Here is a 17,095-nt window from a genome sequence, read left to right on the forward strand (position 1 = left end):
GGAGCCGGTCCGTTTCCAGCCGATTGAATGGCCCTTGAAAAAAAAGGAGATTTTTCCGCCTTAGAGGATTATATTAGCTATCTTGCTTGCGAAGGGGTGCGGATTTTCTGGGCGTTCAACGTGTGGTTGGCCACCGCAAGGGCCTTTCCCCGATTGATCGTTAAAGGCGGAATAAAGCGTTTCAAGGCTCGTCTGCGGGCCTGCGTTGGGGTGGAATGCAAATGTATCGAATCGTCATCGCAGACGATCACGGTCTGTATCGTCGTGGCCTCAGTTTGGCGCTTAAAGCCGAACTCCCGGAAGTGGAAATATTCGAAGCCGGATATTTTGACGCCGTTGTTAGTGTCTTGGCTCAGCGGGATAACATCGATCTTGCCATTCTGGATCTGAACATGCCGGGGTTGTTCAACCAGCAGGTGCTCGGCGATGTTTTGTCAGCTTATCCGGACACCCGTTTTGCAATCGTTTCCGGGAACGACTCACGGGCGGAAATATTGAAAGCCCTATCGATCGGGCTGCACGGCTATATCGTGAAATCGCAAACGGACCAAGAAGTGGTGTCGGCAGTGCGCGAGATTCTGGCAGGCCGCATCTATGTTCCGGCGCTGTTGTCTCGACCTTCTGCGAGTCCGGCATCACCCCCACTCCAATCCGCAAGAGCCTGGACCCAACGGCGGATGGAAGCGGCCAGCCTCAGCAAGTTGACCTCGAGGCAGCGAGACGTGCTCAAGCTGATGGCCGAAGGCTTCTCAAACAAGGAGATAGCCCGCGATTTGGACATTTCTGAAGCAACGACCAAAATCCACGCCGCTGCGGTATTGCGTGAGCTAGGAGTACGCAACCGCACCGAAGCAGCCGTCGCGCTACAGAACTGGCGTACGAAATTTGTTGATTAGGTTTCGATTTCGCGTCGAGGCAACCGCAGCGAATATCGTAAACCGCCTTCAAATATCTCCAACTTCGAGGAATGGCCAATAAGCGGCGCGGTATTGACGCCCAATATCATCGAGCCCATGCCATGGCCGATGTCCTTGGCTTTCCTGCGGCTCCCCGATTCGATCCAATCGAACACGACGTCATCGCCAGCCTCATTATCTGAAGCGTACACCCATCTAACCTCAAGGCGCCCCCTGGAACCACCAAGCACACCATGCTTGACTGAGTTCGTCGCAAGCTCGTGAACAATCATTGCGAAGGTTTCGGCAGCGCCGTTTGACATCGAGACGTCAGGGCCATGGGTCACTATCTTTCGCGTTTCCAGGTACGGTAACAGTTCCTGGACCACGAGGTCTTGGAGCAGTACCGAACTCCCGCTGCGTAAGATCATCGTATGCGTGATCTCAAGCGCGCGTATCCGATCAATTAGATCCTCCTTGAACTTCGTGACACTGTTCCCGGGGACCTCAACCATCTTTACCAGCGCCGTGACGACCGAGAAAAGATTGCTGAACCGGTGACGCTGCTCGATCAAGATCCGTTCCCGTCTCCTTACCGTGGCGCGCAAGAGCGTGGTCTGCCGACGCTCGGTCAGGTCAGCTGCTATTCCGATTAGCAGCTGCTGATCATTGTACCGCTCCTCTCGCCCACGCAGAGCGATCCAACGAACAGTTCCATCCGATCGTCGGACTCTCACCTCAACATCGTAATTTGTAGTGGGAACGGATGCTCTAGGAACTGCAAGTTTTGGCCAGTCTGCGGGGTAGACCACGGCAGCTAGCTCATCCAATGGCCGACCGGAGGCCTGGGGCAGGCCTAGAATTTCCCAAAATTTATCAGAACCAGTGACAACTTCGCTTTTGAGGTCGATTTGCCAGGTCCCCAACCGCCCGGCCGAAAGTGCCAGATCGAGCCGTTCCTTTTGAATCCGGATCGCCTCGCGTGCCGCCCGCCGGTCCGAGATGTCATCGACAACGACGATCGCGCTCTCTGAAAGGAGGCCATCGGACCGGTACGATGACAGATTCAGGCGAGCCCAGAATGGGGAACCATCCTTCCTGAACAACCGTACTTCCGCATCAAATCGCGTCCCGGACTTGCCTTGATCGGCAAGCGCTTCAACAATGCCAACACGATCATCGGGATGAATAAGGCGCGCAAGCGGAACGTGAGCAAGGTCGGCTTCGCTGTATCCTGTCAGTTCGCAAAGACGTCGGTTAGCCTGCAGAAGCTCGCCGTTTTCGTTGGTGTTTGCAAAGCCGATAGCCGCACGCTCGAACACCGAACGGAAGCGGCTTTCGGTGGCCTCGACAGCGCTTAATCTATTTTCGGCGATCTCCAACACCCTACTGACATCCTGCCGCAGGCGGTGGAACATGAAGGCAATCATAAAACCAGAAACGAGGAGGAAGATTGCACGCAGCCAATCCTCGGCGGGAACTTGACCGCGTAAAATTCTTGCGGCCGCCAGGGCGGCGGCGGCGGTCACCAAGGTCGCGACGATTGCTGCGTTACGTCCGACAAGATATACAGAGACAATTATAGCTGGAATAGATGAAATAAAAGTGGCTTCTGTTTCAGCCTGAGCTAAGTTTGATATTTCGAATACTACAGTGACAATTAGCACCAACATGGAAGCCATGTGGGCTAGCGACATACCTTGCAGGCGCGAAACCAATCTACGCAGATGCAACCCCATGCCCTCAGACTAGAACTTTTGGATTAGCCCGTCGAGCTTAGAACGCCACCGTTCGGTCTAGTACCACTGCCGGATTGCGGCCCACATATCCCAGATTATCATCAAACTCAGAACAGCCTCCGATTTTGTTCGGCATCGCACAGGTGCAGTAAACAATCGATGCAAGCCCTAGGGACAGAGGTTTTTTGGGCGAAAGGCAACTTTTGCAGGCGACGTCGCGTGGCAGGTGACGTCGCCCGGTGGATGACGTCGCATAATGGGTGACGTCAAATAGCGATAGGAGAGCTTGGGAATTAGTTCGGCCAAACACGGGTGGGGTTAGGGCTATGTCTTTCATTGATAGGCGCAACGACTCTGTTGCGAGCAAGCAACATATGGAATTGGGCACTGCATATGGCGCCAGCGTTCGACGCGCGGCACATTGCATGCCAGACAGGCAGGGGACCGCATGTGCATCAAAGCGACGGAGCATGGAATCCGTCACCGGCATGCTTGATCGCATTGGCTGCGGCTTTCTCGTCCTTAATCGCGAAAAAAGGGTGCTAGAGTGGAACACTGCCGCTCAAAGCACCTTTGAACGACAGGGCGACGCGGCCGGCACGGCCCCGGAACTTACGGCTGCGCTACGGCGACTCGTCGCGAACGTTCCAACCAACTTCCTGCCAGGTTCGTTGTCATGGGTGGTGATCCGCAGCACTGACGACCGGCCGGTCGTACTTAACGAGGGCGGGGTCATTACTCCCGACGGAACGAGTATCGTGGCGTTGTTGGATCGGGAAAATCGGTCCTCGGCCAACCCACAGACATTGCAGAAGATGTTCGGACTGACGAGCGCGGAAACTCAGCTTGCCATGCGATTAGCTCAAGGGGATGCGCCCTTGGAAATCGCCCGCAGCTGGCGTCTCAGCCGCACCACGATACGGTCTCAGCTTGCCTCGCTATTTGCCAAGACTGAAACCAAGCGCCAGGGTGAACTGGTCGCGCTGCTCGGGCGAATTTCCGTGCTGCCGTGACACTCGCCTCAATCGCGAGGCAGGGCGCGTTGCCCGAATTTTAGTTTGGTCTGGCATTGAGTCTGCGCAAAGCGCAGCCCTGCCCATGCCGACAACCTCGGCGTTGAATTTTCGAAGCAGGGATAATTCGTCATGGTCAGACACCGTTCCAAGGCCAGGGGCATGCGCGACGCTCAACGTGACAAATCCTGTTGCACAGGAACTGAATCCGATCAAACGAGCCCGGACATGCGGGTTATGCAGGTGGCGCGGAAAGGTCCGATCGTAGTCACCGGCGCTGCTGGATTCATCGGATTTCATGTGGCGTCCCGGCTTATGCGTCACGGTGCGCAGGTAATTGGCGTTGACAATTTCACGCCTTACTACGATCCGAGGCTTAAGGAAGCGCGTTTTGCGCACCTCTGCGCCGAGCCACGGTTCACGCCGATCCGCATGGATCTGGCGGATAGGTTGTCGGTGCAATCTCTGTTCTGCGACTTTCAACCGTCGCATGTCGTGCACCTGGCTGCTCAGGCGGGCGTGCGTTATTCCTTTGTCGACCCGCACGCCTATGTTCAGTCCAACATCGTGGCGTTTCTCAACATCCTGGAGGGTTGCCGGCATTTCGGTATCAAGCATCTGGTCTACGCTTCGTCCAGTTCGGTCTATGGCGCCAACCAGGCGATACCTTTTTCCGAACACAGCGGCGCTGCCCACCCAATAAGCTTCTATGCCGCCACCAAGCGCTCGAATGAAGCTATGGCGCACTCGTATAGCCATCTATTTGGCTTGCCGGTGACAGGGTTGCGCTTCTTCACCGTCTACGGACCATGGGGTAGACCCGACATGGCGGTCTACGCGTTCACGCATGCCATCGCCGAAGGACGCACGATCGACGTGTCCAACGCTGGCCATGTCTGGCGAGATTTTACCTACATCGACGACATCGTCGAAGGAGTGGTCCGAGTGCTCGGAACGCCACCGTGCGCCGACCACAATTGGGACGGCTGCGCTGCCGATCCGGCTACCAGCTCAGCCCCATATCGCCTGTACAACATCGGCAATGATCGGCCCGAAGAGATCAATCGGCTGATCGTGATTATCGAGACAGCCCTAGGTCGCAGAGCTCTCAGGAGGGATGTGCCTTTGCCTCCGGGTGACGTTCTTGAGACACGCGCCGATGTTGGCGATCTTCGCCGCGCCGTAAACTTCGCGCCGGCGACCGCGCTCGAGGATGGCGTAAACCGTTTTGTCGAATGGTATCGGCACTTTCACACAGACGGCGCCAAATCCGCGGGGGCGCAACAAACGCTTGTCTCCGTGTGAGCTTGCCAGCGTTGCTGCTCTCTCAGAATCGCGCAGTCTGTTCCTGGCGCAATTCGAGGAAAAGTGTGAGCGGATAGAGCGGTTCGCCGTTCCGTGAAACGGTGAACGCTCTGGACTCATCTCGTCCCGACGAAGCGCGCGTCGCTGACCAACACGACAAACAATGCCGCGTTCTTGCTGATCGATGAGGGTAGTCGGCTGCGTTCCGATCATCACTCCGAAAGTGTCAAGTCAGCGCAAGAACCAAGTCCGCTGGGTGCTTTCGACCGGGTGGCTGTTAAAGGACGTAATCGCGTAGATCAGTCCGGGCGTGATCTTCAGCCGCTTGCGAATATAGATCGCCATGGCGACGTTCCATACGACGAGGGCAAGCGCGAGCCCTATCGCTGCGCCCAACGGACCGTAGATCTCTACTCCGATAGCACAGCCGACGACACCAAAAGCTGCCCCGAGAATCATTGTCACAGCGGCCGCCCATTCGTTTCCGGTCATAGTCAAGAGATTGAGCTGCGGTCCGCACAGGGCCACAAACACGTACCCGAGCATCAGCACCCGCGCGATCGGCGCGCCAGTTCCGAAATCCTCACCGAACCAGCTTAAAAGCGGCCGAACAATCAAGAGCAACGGGATTGCCATTGCTATTGCGGCACCGGAAGAAAGCAAGGCAGCACGTGAAAATAGCTCCTGTAAGCCCCTTCGGTCGTTCCTTGCGTAAAGGGTAGCTGCCGTCGGCGAAAACATTGTGGAGACGGCCACCAACGAGAGACCGACAAGCAACGCGACATTGAGCCCCAAGGCGAAAATGCCTGCGTCCCGTATGTGGCCTGTCCAGCCGAGCACCATCACCCCCGCTCTGTTGATGAAGACGTCAAGACCCGCCATCAACATAATGGGAGGAACCGCCGACCACCAATCCTTCGACGCATCGGCAGGTTCAGCCTGGAGCAAGCCTTGCGGTTTAAATCTTGCCAATAAGACAAAGACGAATCCGACTGTTACGGCGGAACTCGTCAACACCGCTTGCATGACCAACGGTGCATCCAAAACCCACGAGCCGGACAAGGCTGCAATACCTAGCAATGTCAGCAGCAGGCCATCACGCACAATGCGTTCTGGCAAGAGGGCAGAAGCGCCGCCCCCGAAAGCACGGATGAGAGCGGCGCCCAAGGCTGAGGTCGTTACCAACGGAACGGCTGCCATGCCCAGGAGTTGGCTGGTCTCAAGTTCCCGGTTGTGTGAGGACGACGACAGAAAGATATAGGCCGCCCCTGCCAGGCCGAATAGAGTTGCCACTGCCAACGAGCGTTGAAATGCAAATCTAATTACACCGTGAGCCAGGTCGAGTCGCTCCTGAGCTCTATAGGCAGATACGAAACGCAACAACGATACGTTGAAACCAAGAGTTGCGAGGTAGGCGAGCACTGAAGTGGTTGAAAGAACGTAGGAGTAAATACCATAGCTGGTCGACCCTACGATACGAGCAATCAGCAATTGCGCCAGGCTGGTTAGACCTGCCCCCGCCACATAGATCATTAGGGCAAAGACAGTAGCATAACCCAGGCTACGATTTATCTCTTCTTTCCCAAGAGCTACCGCGTCCGTCTCGACTGAAGGTTTCAGGGTCTTCTGTATTGTTATTGTATCGCCACCGCCATCGAGATAGGCGGTGTCTACTAACAGCGGTTGCGGTGCGTGAGCAACTTGGTGTCGGTACATGGGAACAACCTGGTCCTGAGCGATCTTGGAGACGATCTTGCGGCCGACGAGCTCAACGCTTCTCGACAAGGACTGAGCATCGAGAGTGTCGACGGAGATTGTTTTCCTGTCGGTTGCCACAAGGATGTCATTGATATTCTGAAACACTCCGAACGCACGCATGCTCGCGTCGAAATCCGCCTCAAGAATGCGCTCGGCGGGAGCCGCGTGCGTCATTCGCTCCCGCAATCGCGTCTCGACTGCTGCGCGAGGCAACACCACTCGCAAGATAAAATCGCTGGAAGGAGCGATTTTCAGCGCTCTTGCAATGGCTATGTTGTCAACACACCCGTGAAAGATGGCCAATGAGGCAACAGTCTGCACGTACCCCTGGTCGAATATTGTAATCTCTCCGGATTGTCGCGCCTGATCCCATCGATGGGAAAGATTTATGATTTTTTGCCAGATCCGAGCTCGCCAGATAAATCTTCGCGGTTGAATTGCCTTCAGCATGGAGGATGAGATCGACAGGTATTTAATAAAGTCCGCAGTGTATATAAATAGCTTAGCTGTCGTAAATATCGCAAAAGTTACCCTGTAAACAAACATGAATATTCCAAGGTCGACGCTTTTTGACCTCCGACCTGAGTTTTGGCTGAATACCACCTTCGTAGCATAGTCTTGCCTGCGCAGCCAATCGGCGAGCGTCTGGGCGAAGACTTTTTTGCCAGCTCCTGGTGGTCCAAAGAGTTCGATGATCATTTCTTGTGACCGGGGGCTTGAGTGCTTTATCGATTTCCAGCCAGCAAAAGATCGCCACTGTCTCCAAAATGATACTTGGCATGCTGCTTGAGATTTACGCCCGTGAGAGCGATCCCTATCGGAGCGGACCTCGGCCCATCCGGCTGCAGCGACTCCAGAATGCTGCGTGCGACACTGCGCCGTGTCCTGGCCCAACGGACAGCAAACACAATGGAATCCGCCCAATTGGTCAGCAGCCGGGATTCCGGACCGTCCAGCCCGGGCGGAGCGTTGAGGATGACAAGATTGTATACGGCGCCCAGCTTGTCAGCGAAGTATCGCGGCGAATCGACTTCGACCAGCAACTTCAAAAGATCATCCGAAACAATGGGAGCGGCCATGAAATCGATGCCGATACCGGGCATGCCCACAACTGCCTCGTCCAACTCGCAGCGGCCCTTCACATAGTCTGCAAACGACCTGTGCGGCTTGGAGGTGCCGAATTCGCGCACAAAGTCATGGGTCAGGTGCTTGTCGTGCGGGTCAAGATCAATGAACAGGACCTTGCCGCACAGGCGCGTGGCCGAGAGCGCCAGGCTCCATGCGAGCTCTGTTTTTCCGTCGCCTTTGTCGCTGGAGGTGATGAGCACTATTTGCGAGGATCGTCCAGGCGCCGGTTCGGGTGCCACATTGATCAACAGGGACAATGCAGAGCGGCCATAGACGGAATTTTTCTGGCCGAGAGTGAGGATCTGCAGCCGCTTGGCGCTGGCTCCTGATATCTTGGGCAACAGCCCAACCGAAGGGAAGCCGAGCGCTGCTTCTGTTTCAGCCTCACCGCGCATTGTGCGGTTCATGCGGCTCTGCAAGAGAATCAAGACGCCGCCAACGAGACCGAATACGACCATACCCGGCGGGATAAGGAAGATCGGCGAAAGGCTCTTCGGGTTGGTCGGCGGCCATGCTGCCGAAACTATCGAAACTCCCGCAGACGGAACCGCGACGCGGTTCGTCAAATCCTGCTGTCTGTTCAGGAGATCATTATACCGCTGCGTCAATATGCTGACCGCCGGCTCCAATGCACGAAGCCCGGAAAGCCGGCCTGCTGTATCCGCTACGACCGCGTCAAGCACCTTCTTGCGCGCCTCCAGAGTGGAAATTTGCGCGCGATAGATGTTGGCTTCCGACCTGATGCGCTCAAGGCCCTGTTCGATTTCGCGCTTGACGGCAACATTCAGATCCGCGTTTGCGGAATCGCCGCCCTGCCGGGCTATCAGGTCGCTTAGCGTCGGTGATCCGATTATGCCCGCAAGCGTAGCGTTCGTAGCACCGGACCGCTGCAATTCTTGAATCTGCTGAACACGGGCCTCGGCCGAGGAGAGGTCTGCGCGAGACATTGATAGCTGCTGACTCAGGTCGGCTGTTTCGCGGACTGCATTGTCAACAGCGCCCGGGTCGACGGTTCCGTGACTTAGCCGGTACTTTTCAAGCCGGTCGGCCGCCTGTGCGAGATCGGACTGCACGCCAGGCAGCGCAGCGACGACGGATTCGAGCTCCAACTTATCGGAGGCCTGCGCGGTCCGCGTGAGATCTTGGACATACACTTGCGCGAATGTGTTGGCCACGAATGCCGCTCGAGCAGGATCTGGATCGGTAAAGCCAATGGTGATGACCCGCGACCGCAGTTCCTGTCCGACCCTGACGTAGCGACTCAGCGCCTTTAGCCTCGCAGCCTCTCTGGCCTCTGGGCTAACGTCAGTGTGATCCGGCCAAATCCCGGCCAGCAGTGCACTTGCAAATGATTTCGATTTGGTCGGGGAAACGAAGCTTTGCGCCGCGGAACCCTGGGTGTTGGCCTGCCCACCGGGCGTTGGTTTATAAATGACCTCGACCACCCGACGCATGTGAGCTTGTGAGGTCAGCATCGTCAGATGATTGTCAATGCTGGTATCAAGCATATCCTGACCGCCGACCGATTGAGGCGTGCTTCTGGTCGGGCTGTCGACGATGATCTGCGTGGTGGCCTCATACAGCGCCGGCCGGGCGAAGCCGGCTAGCCCGGCAACGGCACCGCCCAAAACGATCATTGCGAGCAAGAACCATTTGCGGGTCGTCAAGGCAATCAACAATTGGCCCAGCTGCGTTTGGGCTTCTGCGACGTCACGTAACGGACGCCGCATGCGCGGATTGGGCTCGCGCACTTCGGCGCGCATCTCTGCGACGCGTGGCAGCTTTGCTCGCCCGGCTATCGAACCTTCCATCTTAAACTCCCGTCATTTCAAGCATGCGCGTCGGTCTCGCCGGCACCGGAAGCCGGTCGGCGTCGGCGCGCCATGCCAGGAACATCAATGTTGCCCAAAGATCACGGGAATGATCCCGCTTTCCCTTGACATGATCGCACCAGCGCGTCTGGACCTTGTCGAGGTCCAAAAGCCCATCTCCGCAGTGGCGCATGTCGGCGAACAGGTCACTCGCCCATCCACGCAGCGGCCCTTTCAACCAGACCGCGATGGGAACATCGAAGCCCTGCTTGGGCCTATTGATCAGCCGCCGGGGAACGTAGCGATGCAATAACTGCCGAAGAAGCCATTTACCTCGTCCATGGCGGACCATTGCTTTCGGTGGCAGCCGCCAGGCGAATTCAACAACGCGATGGTCAAGCAGCGGGCATCGGCCTTCCAGCCCATTCGCCATGCTGGCTCGGTCCAGCTTCACCAGAATGTCCCCGGGCAAATATCCTGCCATATCGTTGTAGAGAAGCCGGGACAGCAAATCCTCGAGTTGCGGAGCTCGGAGAGTTGATGTCTGGCGACTTGTCGTGGATGACCCTGTCAGGCGCTGGTACAGCTCCTCCTGATCCGAAGCGGCGAGCAATTGAGCCAATCGCTCCAGCCGGTCGCTGCGCAATGCATGGCCGAAGAGCGCTGAAAGTGGCAGCCTGCCGAAAAAACCGTGGCGGGTGGCGCGCGCCATAAGTCCAATGCTTGTTGCAAGCGATCCACGCAGTGGCGGAGGCAAACGATGCCGCAGATTTGCTTGCACCGCCATCAGATGGCGTGTGTAGCCGGCGAAACACTCATCGCCTCCGTCGCCGGTCAGCGCCACCATAACGTGCTGGCGCGCAAGCCGCGCCACCAGCAGGGTGGGGATTTGCGATTCATCGGCGAACGGCTCGTCCCAGGTACTGGGCAATTCCGGAATGACATCGCGCGCGGAAGCAGGGGAAAGGTGCAGTTCTGTATGATCGGTGCCTATGTGCTGAGCGACCGCCGCAGCATGAGGAGCTTCATCGAATCCCTGCTCCCCGAAGGCGACTGTGAAAGTGCGTATGGCCTTTTCGGATTGGACCTGCATTAGCGCAGCAACAGTCGAACTGTCTATGCCGCCCGACAGGAAGGCGCCGAGCGGCACATCTGCGCCCATGCGCTCTCGAACAGAGAGACGAAGCAATCGATCGAGTTCATTCGTCAACTCTTGGTCGCTGCCGACGATCGGATCTTGCCGGCCTTTCGTGGCGACGTCGGCCAATGACCACCAGAACCGCACTTTGTTGCGAACGCTTCCGGTACGGCGAGCTTTTGCGAAATCCGCGGCCGTCAAAGACAGAGCCGATCCTGGAGGCAATTTGAAAACGCCGCGCCAGATACAACTGTCATCCGGCACCCATCCCGTTGAGAGCATGGCTCTAGCGGCACCGAGATCGAGTTCCGGGTGGAAATCCGGGAAGCACCTAATGGCCTTGAGTTCGGAGCCAAAAACCAGGGCATGCCGCGTCGGGGCGACGTAGATCGGCTTTTCTCCCATCCGATCGCGGGCGAGATGAAGCGTTCTCGTTTTTGCGTCCCACAGTCCGAACGCAAACATGCCGACAAAGCGCGTAAGCGCAACTTCGAGCCCCCAGTGCTCCACAGCGCCAAGTACGACTTCTGTATCGCAGGTACCGCGAAAAGTGCGGCCAGCGCTCTCAAGCTCTCGTCGCAAGTCCCGAAAATTGTATATCTCGCCGTTGAAGGTGATGATGTACCGGCCGCTTTCCGAGCGCATGGGCTGGCTGCCGGTTTCCGACAGATCCACGATTGCCAATCGGCTGTGGCCGAAAGCGACACCAGCCTCCACATCTTTCCAGAAGCTTTCGCCGTCAGGCCCTCTGTGACGAAGGGCCGTTGTCATCCGTGCGATGGCTTTGAGTGGCCCTGTACTGGGCGCGTCCGGCGCAAGAAAGATCCCTGCGATTCCGCACATATTAACGGCCCCTCGCTGCCGCAGTTGCCGCGATAGACTTGGGATCTGCCGCCATGAGGCAAAGAGCGATCGAGAACCAAACGATCGGATGGCGAATGACCAAATGGGGTAAGCCGAAGATGGCGACCGACAACGCGAGCGCCACCAGAGCATCGAGCTTTGCACGCCAAGCAGAGATGACTGCGGCCAGCAGGATCCACAACAGGGCGAGGACTGCCAGAATGCCTCCTTGAGTGAACAAATCCAGTGGTGTGCTGTGGGCCTCAAACGGCAGGTCGATGAACTCCTTGGTCACAACAGATCTGTCGACATGTGGCCCGGGACCAAGACCCAGTGAAGCAGACCCCAATCCCTTGCCCAGAGCATTGGTCCAGATATTGATGCGCAGATTGGCGGTGTCGGCCGTCGCCTCGCCACCCTCGCCTTTGGTCAGACTCTTGGCGAAGTTTTCAACATTGCTCGTTTCCGCAAGCACATAGGGTGTTGCGGAAATCGCAAGCGGGATCAAAGCAAGCAACAGCAAAAGGCTGATTTGACGACCGAGAGTGACCTTTCCGCCAACTGCGATCCAGCCTCGGACGCGCAGCATCAGCAATACCAAACCAGTTATCACTATTGCCAATAGATATGTATCGCTCTTTGTCAACCTTCCGACATATATTATCAGAATAATACTCATCACTCCAAATATTACGGATAGCCAATTTTTTGTTGTCATTGACAGGTGCAGTGCAAGGGGGCCGAACAGCGCACAGTATAGAGCCAGTTGGTTTGGGTTGTCCGACCATCCTGTGAACCGGTCCCAGAACCAAGGGTTCACTCCGGATTGATGAATCCAACCGAACCCAAGCGCTAATTGGAAAACAAAACATGCGTCCGCGATGGCGATCACCCACCAAGAGGTGTGGCGCAAACGTCGATCCGCCTCAGGATCCGCCGCGAGGAGACATGTAACGAATGCCAGCAACAGATAGGCAATCATGTCGTGAACCGGAGCGTCCATGTACTGAACGTTCGTAAGCATGCCGACAATCAGGCCTAGCCCGAGGGCGAATGTCATGATCGCCCAGAAGGCGACAAAAATTGAAAGGGCCCGCGTGGCTTCAAGTCGCCCGCCGGCAAGTGCGCGGCAAATGGAGATCAGTATCCAAAGCGCCAGCAGCACTTGGCTGATTCCGAACGGCGCTCCTGGAATTTCGAGTTGCGACGCATAAGCCATCGCAACCCCGCCGGCCAACAGGACGTCTCGGATCATTGGCGCACCTCGCCCAACGGACCAAGCACGGTATCCTTTTCGGTCTGCGATGCCTGAATTGATGCGCCGATGGCTTTGGCGTCAAGAATATGCCGGTAAAGATCGCAATACTGGGCGACCACCAGCGGCAGGGCGAAATGCTGCTTAACGAATTCGATGGAACGAGCGCCCATGGCCGCCCCCTTGGGGCGGTCGGCCAGGACTTGATTTATCTTGGAGGCAAGCGCATCGGCGTCGCCAGCTGGAAAAAGGTATCCATTCCAACCAGGCTCGACCACTTCGTTGCAGCCCGGCATGTCTGAAGCCACGATAGGCAGCCCAGCCAATCCTGCCTCGAGCAGGACGCGTGGCACCCCTTCCCGATATTGTGTCGGAAAGGCAAACAAATCCGCCATGCCAAGAAGAGCGGGAACATCGCGCCGTGGACCCAGCGCAATGACATGGGGGGAATGGCGTTCAATTTCCGATCTGTCGACGGCGAACGGCCCCTCGGATTCCCATGGACCGACAAGTACGAAACGCGCATTCGGCCTTTTTTCAAGAACGCGGGGAACTGCCTCAAGCAGCGCCGGGATGCCCTTCTCGCGCGTCAGCCGGCCGACAAAAATGATCACTTCTGCCGATGAAAGCCCGAGCTGCTCGCGCATCGCCTGCGACGACGGCGCGCTCTGTCTTGCCTTGGTAAAGCCGTCGATGTCGATGCCGGAGCTGCGGATCAGGCGACCAGTCCCGCGCGCTATCAGTCGGTAGCGCTCAAAGAAAGCGTGATCGTCGCGATTTTGAAACACTGTCGCCGCCGTCCAGAGCGACGAAAGCCACTGCAATCCGCAAAACACGGGCCGCAGCGCCAGGGCTCTCGGCTGCAGAGAAGAAAACGTCCAGCCAAGGCCATTGATGGTACGGATGACCGGGACGGCTCCCCTTATCGCCAGCGGCGTCAAGAGATTGGGCTTGGTATCAAAGCTCTGTACAATGTCCGGACGCAGGTCCGAGATCAGTTTTCTGATCGTCCTTACGGCGCCCCCACTGCCGCTGGAAAATCGGTCGAAACCGTAGCGATGGTGCGGAATGTCGTGCTGCGAAAATGCGGTATCCGGACCGCTCGACACTGCCGTGACCTGGAAGCCCTTCTGACGCAACGACAGCAGAAACGGTATCCTGAAGGCATGGTCCTCGCCTCCAACGCACACAAGATGCGGGTTCATGCTGTCTCCCCCGACCGCCTGTCTGAGCTGGGTCGCGAGCACTGGTCAGCATTTCTTCCTGCTTCCATGATATTGGTTCGCTACTCAGATACATGTTTGCGCCAAGGTTCACGGTACGGGCAGGCTCGCCCGATGTCCTCGTCCGTTTGAATGAGCGGACCCATCTCAGGGCGCGCGGCTGCGTTGGAGCGCGATTCGGATGACCATTTTGGCGAAGGTGATTCGAGGCTCAACTGCTCAGAGCCGGTGGACAAGGCCTCAGCTCGAATTCCTTCGGTTCAACTGCCCCCTCAAGTCTAAGTTTGGCGAACGCGGCTGATCGCATAGACCTGGACCTGACGAGGAATCGGCAGAGCTGAATTCCTGACAAAATGCCTAAAGGAAGCGCATCCAACGAGGTTTCCTTCGCTCGAAAAAGGAGAGTGTGCCTCGCACTGGTCACATCCCAAGAAAGTTCCAAGTTTTCCCAAAAATCCGGGAATTGATCCTGACAACTGCTTCCTGTGTTCTGCTGCTCAGCATCAACGATTCTACCGGTATCGGTTGTTTTGGTTCAACAGCGTGTCGATCACCGCGTCATCGGTCTTGGGGTTTGAAGGTCGAATAGCAGGATGGTTGATATCCCCAGATAGTTTGGGGCGCCGTCAAACACCAAAAATCGGTCTAAATAACTGTTAAGACTAACGTTTTTGGTGGCTGTAAGCCCTCGATCAATCATTCTATCAACGCATTTTCGTATTTGATTTGGCGCTAATGTACCCTCTCGGTTAGGCAGGGGTGGGGCGCTTATCAATCAAAAGAAGGATGTTCGCATGGCTACCATGCACTACGCCTACGGCGCCCCCGCCTCCGCTGCCATAGCTGATGGCTTCAACTTGATCGACCTTCAGTACGCATCGTCGGTCAACGCTCTGCCGGACGGCACCAAGGCCTTGATATACCTAAACGAAAGCAATGGGGTGACCCAGTCCTTCATAGACAAGGTGACGCCCCTCCTCGGCAATTCCAAGGTTTTTGGCTTTTATCTCACTGACGAGCCCGATCCCACGGGCAGGTACCATACACAGGTCAGTGCTGCGAATCTGAAGGCCGAGTCCGACTGGATTCACTCACATTTTCCGGGCGCGAAAACCTTCATTACGCTGATGGACATGGGGTCGTTCACGGCCTCCGATTACGCCAACACGTACAATCCCGCTAATACGGGAATCGACTATTACGGGCTCGATCCCTACCCCGTGCGCTCGAGCGTGGTCGACTTCAACTACATCGATAGAGCCGTCGCTGCGGCGGAGAAAGCGGGCATTCCACAGAGTGCAATCATTCCTGTTTATCAGGCGTTTGGCGGCGGCGGCTGGGCGACCAATACGGGCGGGTCTTATGTGATGCCTACCGCCGCCCAGGAACAGGCCATTATAGACCATTTTGCAAAGCTCGTTCCGTCGCCTGCCTTCGACATGGCCTATAAATGGTCCTCGCAGAACGGCGAGACCTCGCTTGGCAACACCCCATCGATGCAGGCCTTTTTCCTGGACCACAACACTCATACCAGCACCAGCACTGGTACTGGTAGTGGCACCGGCTCTAGTACCGGTAGTGGCACTAGCAATAGTACTGGTACGACCACCCCGCCTCCTACCACAACCCCAACCGCGGATATGAAGGGCACCAGTGGCAACGATGTCCTACGCGCGTCCGACAGCGGCGCCCACACCATGGCTGGTTATGGCGGAAACGACGATTACTATGTCAACAATTCCGCCAGCAAGGTGATCGAGTCTGCTGGCCAGGGCCAAGACAGGGTGTGGGCTTCTGTAAGCTACGCGCTCTCGGCCGGCTCGTCGATTGAAGTCCTCGGAACTCAGAAGGACGCCGGCACAACGGCGATCAACTTGACCGGAAACGAGTTGCGTCAGCACGTCATTGGAAATGCCGGCGACAACATCATAAATGGCGGTGGCGGCGGCGATTGGCTGACCGGCAATGGTGGCCACGACACCTTCGTTTTCAAAAGCGCTCTTGGCAGCGGCAATGTTGCCACGATCACCGACTTCAACCCGTCTCTGGACAAAATCCAATTGGATCACGCCATCTTTGCAGGGCTCACGGTTGGCGCACTCACCAGCGATGCTTTCTATGCCGGTACCGCGGCGCACGATACCTCCGACCATATCGTCTACAACAGCTCAACCGGCGCGCTCTATTTCGACAGTGACGGATCAGGCAGCGCGGCCCAGATCCAGTTCGCCGCCCTCTCCCCGCACCTTGCGGTTACAGCGAACTCGTTCGCTGTGGTCTAGAGGTAGGTCTCCCTCCGACATGGAGCTTTCGTGACGATTTAGAGCGGTTCACCGTTTCATGGAAACGGTGAACCGCTCTATCTGTTTGTTTTGTCGCAATTTCCGGGCGGAAAACCCCTCACACTTCCTGGAATTGCTCCAACAGCGTGCGAATTGCAAAGGTTAGCTGCCTGCAGGCGGATTGGCCAAGCGGTATCCTCGATCGCCGCAAAAGCGCACTACGCATCGGGATTGCGCAAAGCAAAGAAGTTGTATCATTATCGGCGACACCGTTCGCCGATAATTAATGACCTGAATTTAAGCAGGTTAACCCTCCACCTACTCCACCGTCACCGATTTCGCCAGATTGCGCGGCTGGTCGACGTCGGTGCCCATGAACACGGCCGTGAAATATGCCAGCATCTGGATCGGCAGCGCGTAGATGATCGGCGCAATGATCTCCGGCACCTCGGGCAGGATGATCGTCTCCATCGTCTTGATGCCGGCCTGCGCCGCGCCCTTGGCGTCGGTGATCAGGATGATCTTGCCGCCGCGCGCCGACACTTCCTGCATGTTCGACACGGTCTTTTCGAAGATCCGGTCATGCGGCGCAATCACGATCACCGGCATGTTCTCGTCGATCAGCGCGATCGGCCCGTGCTTGAGCTCGCCGCCGGCATAGCCCTCGGCGTGGATGTAGGAGATCTCCTTGAGCTTCAGCGCGC

Annotated in this window: 11 protein-coding genes; 4 read left to right on the forward strand and 7 right to left on the reverse strand. The window is 56.9% G+C overall.

Annotated elements, in window-relative coordinates:
- Positions 1-221 precede the first annotated feature (221 nt).
- A complete protein-coding gene (locus tag EN869_RS33050) occupies positions 222-896 on the forward strand; it encodes a response regulator transcription factor (RefSeq protein WP_127230804.1) in 675 nt (224 codons plus the stop codon).
- On the opposite strand, the gene EN869_RS33055 is transcribed toward EN869_RS33050, so the two are convergent.
- The gene (locus tag EN869_RS33055) at positions 893-2,578 is read right to left on the reverse strand and encodes a PAS domain S-box protein (RefSeq protein ID WP_245489668.1); all 1,686 of its coding nucleotides are present in this window, start codon (positions 2,576-2,578) and stop codon (positions 893-895) included. The two genes, EN869_RS33050 and EN869_RS33055, sit on opposite strands and share 4 nt — an antisense overlap.
- Positions 2,579-3,105: 527 nt before the next feature.
- Between EN869_RS33055 and EN869_RS33060 the strand changes: the two genes are divergently transcribed.
- Both EN869_RS33060 and EN869_RS33065 read left to right on the forward strand, forming a co-directional pair.
- Positions 3,106-3,648 (forward strand): helix-turn-helix transcriptional regulator, encoded by a 543-nt coding sequence (locus EN869_RS33060; protein WP_245489669.1) that lies wholly within the window; start codon positions 3,106-3,108, stop codon positions 3,646-3,648.
- Between the two features lie 237 nt (positions 3,649-3,885).
- On the forward strand, positions 3,886-4,953 hold the full coding sequence (locus EN869_RS33065; protein WP_127230818.1) for an NAD-dependent epimerase: 1,068 nt from the start codon (positions 3,886-3,888) through the stop codon (positions 4,951-4,953).
- 231 nt (positions 4,954-5,184) lie between these two features.
- On the opposite strand, the gene EN869_RS33070 is transcribed toward EN869_RS33065, so the two are convergent.
- Genes EN869_RS33070 through EN869_RS33090 form a run of 5 tightly spaced genes read right to left on the reverse strand, consistent with a single transcriptional unit; the run spans position 5,185 to position 14,091 of the window.
- Positions 5,185-7,410 (reverse strand): lipopolysaccharide biosynthesis protein, encoded by a 2,226-nt coding sequence (locus tag EN869_RS33070; protein WP_127230807.1) that lies wholly within the window; start codon positions 7,408-7,410, stop codon positions 5,185-5,187.
- Between the two features lie 26 nt (positions 7,411-7,436).
- Complete coding sequence (locus EN869_RS33075) at positions 7,437-9,650, reverse strand: exopolysaccharide transport family protein (protein ID WP_127230808.1); 2,214 nt, start codon at positions 9,648-9,650, stop codon at positions 7,437-7,439.
- A 1-nt stretch (position 9,651) separates the two neighbouring features.
- The gene (gene asnB / locus EN869_RS33080) at positions 9,652-11,631 is read right to left on the reverse strand and encodes an asparagine synthase (glutamine-hydrolyzing) (RefSeq protein ID WP_127230809.1); all 1,980 of its coding nucleotides are present in this window, start codon (positions 11,629-11,631) and stop codon (positions 9,652-9,654) included.
- A gap of 1 nt (position 11,632) precedes the next feature.
- Positions 11,633-12,886: a polymerase gene (locus EN869_RS33085; RefSeq protein ID WP_127230810.1), complete on the reverse strand. Its 1,254-nt coding sequence runs from the start codon at positions 12,884-12,886 to the stop codon at positions 11,633-11,635.
- The gene (locus EN869_RS33090; RefSeq protein WP_127230811.1) at positions 12,883-14,091 is read right to left on the reverse strand and encodes a glycosyltransferase family 4 protein; all 1,209 of its coding nucleotides are present in this window, start codon (positions 14,089-14,091) and stop codon (positions 12,883-12,885) included. Before EN869_RS33090 ends, EN869_RS33085 begins: the two co-directional genes overlap by 4 nt.
- An 812-nt stretch (positions 14,092-14,903) precedes the next feature.
- On the opposite strand from EN869_RS33090, the gene EN869_RS33095 reads away from it, so the two are divergent.
- Complete coding sequence (locus tag EN869_RS33095) at positions 14,904-16,391, forward strand: calcium-binding protein (protein WP_127230812.1); 1,488 nt, start codon at positions 14,904-14,906, stop codon at positions 16,389-16,391.
- A 318-nt stretch (positions 16,392-16,709) separates the two neighbouring features.
- Here the strand turns inward: EN869_RS33095 and EN869_RS33100 are convergent.
- Positions 16,710-17,095 (reverse strand): SIS domain-containing protein (locus tag EN869_RS33100; RefSeq protein ID WP_135857523.1); only part of this gene is annotated, 386 nt, incomplete at its 5' end.

The sequence above is a fragment of the Mesorhizobium sp. M2D.F.Ca.ET.226.01.1.1 genome, assembly GCF_004022705.2.
In the GTDB taxonomy this organism is placed as follows: domain Bacteria; phylum Pseudomonadota; class Alphaproteobacteria; order Rhizobiales; family Rhizobiaceae; genus Mesorhizobium.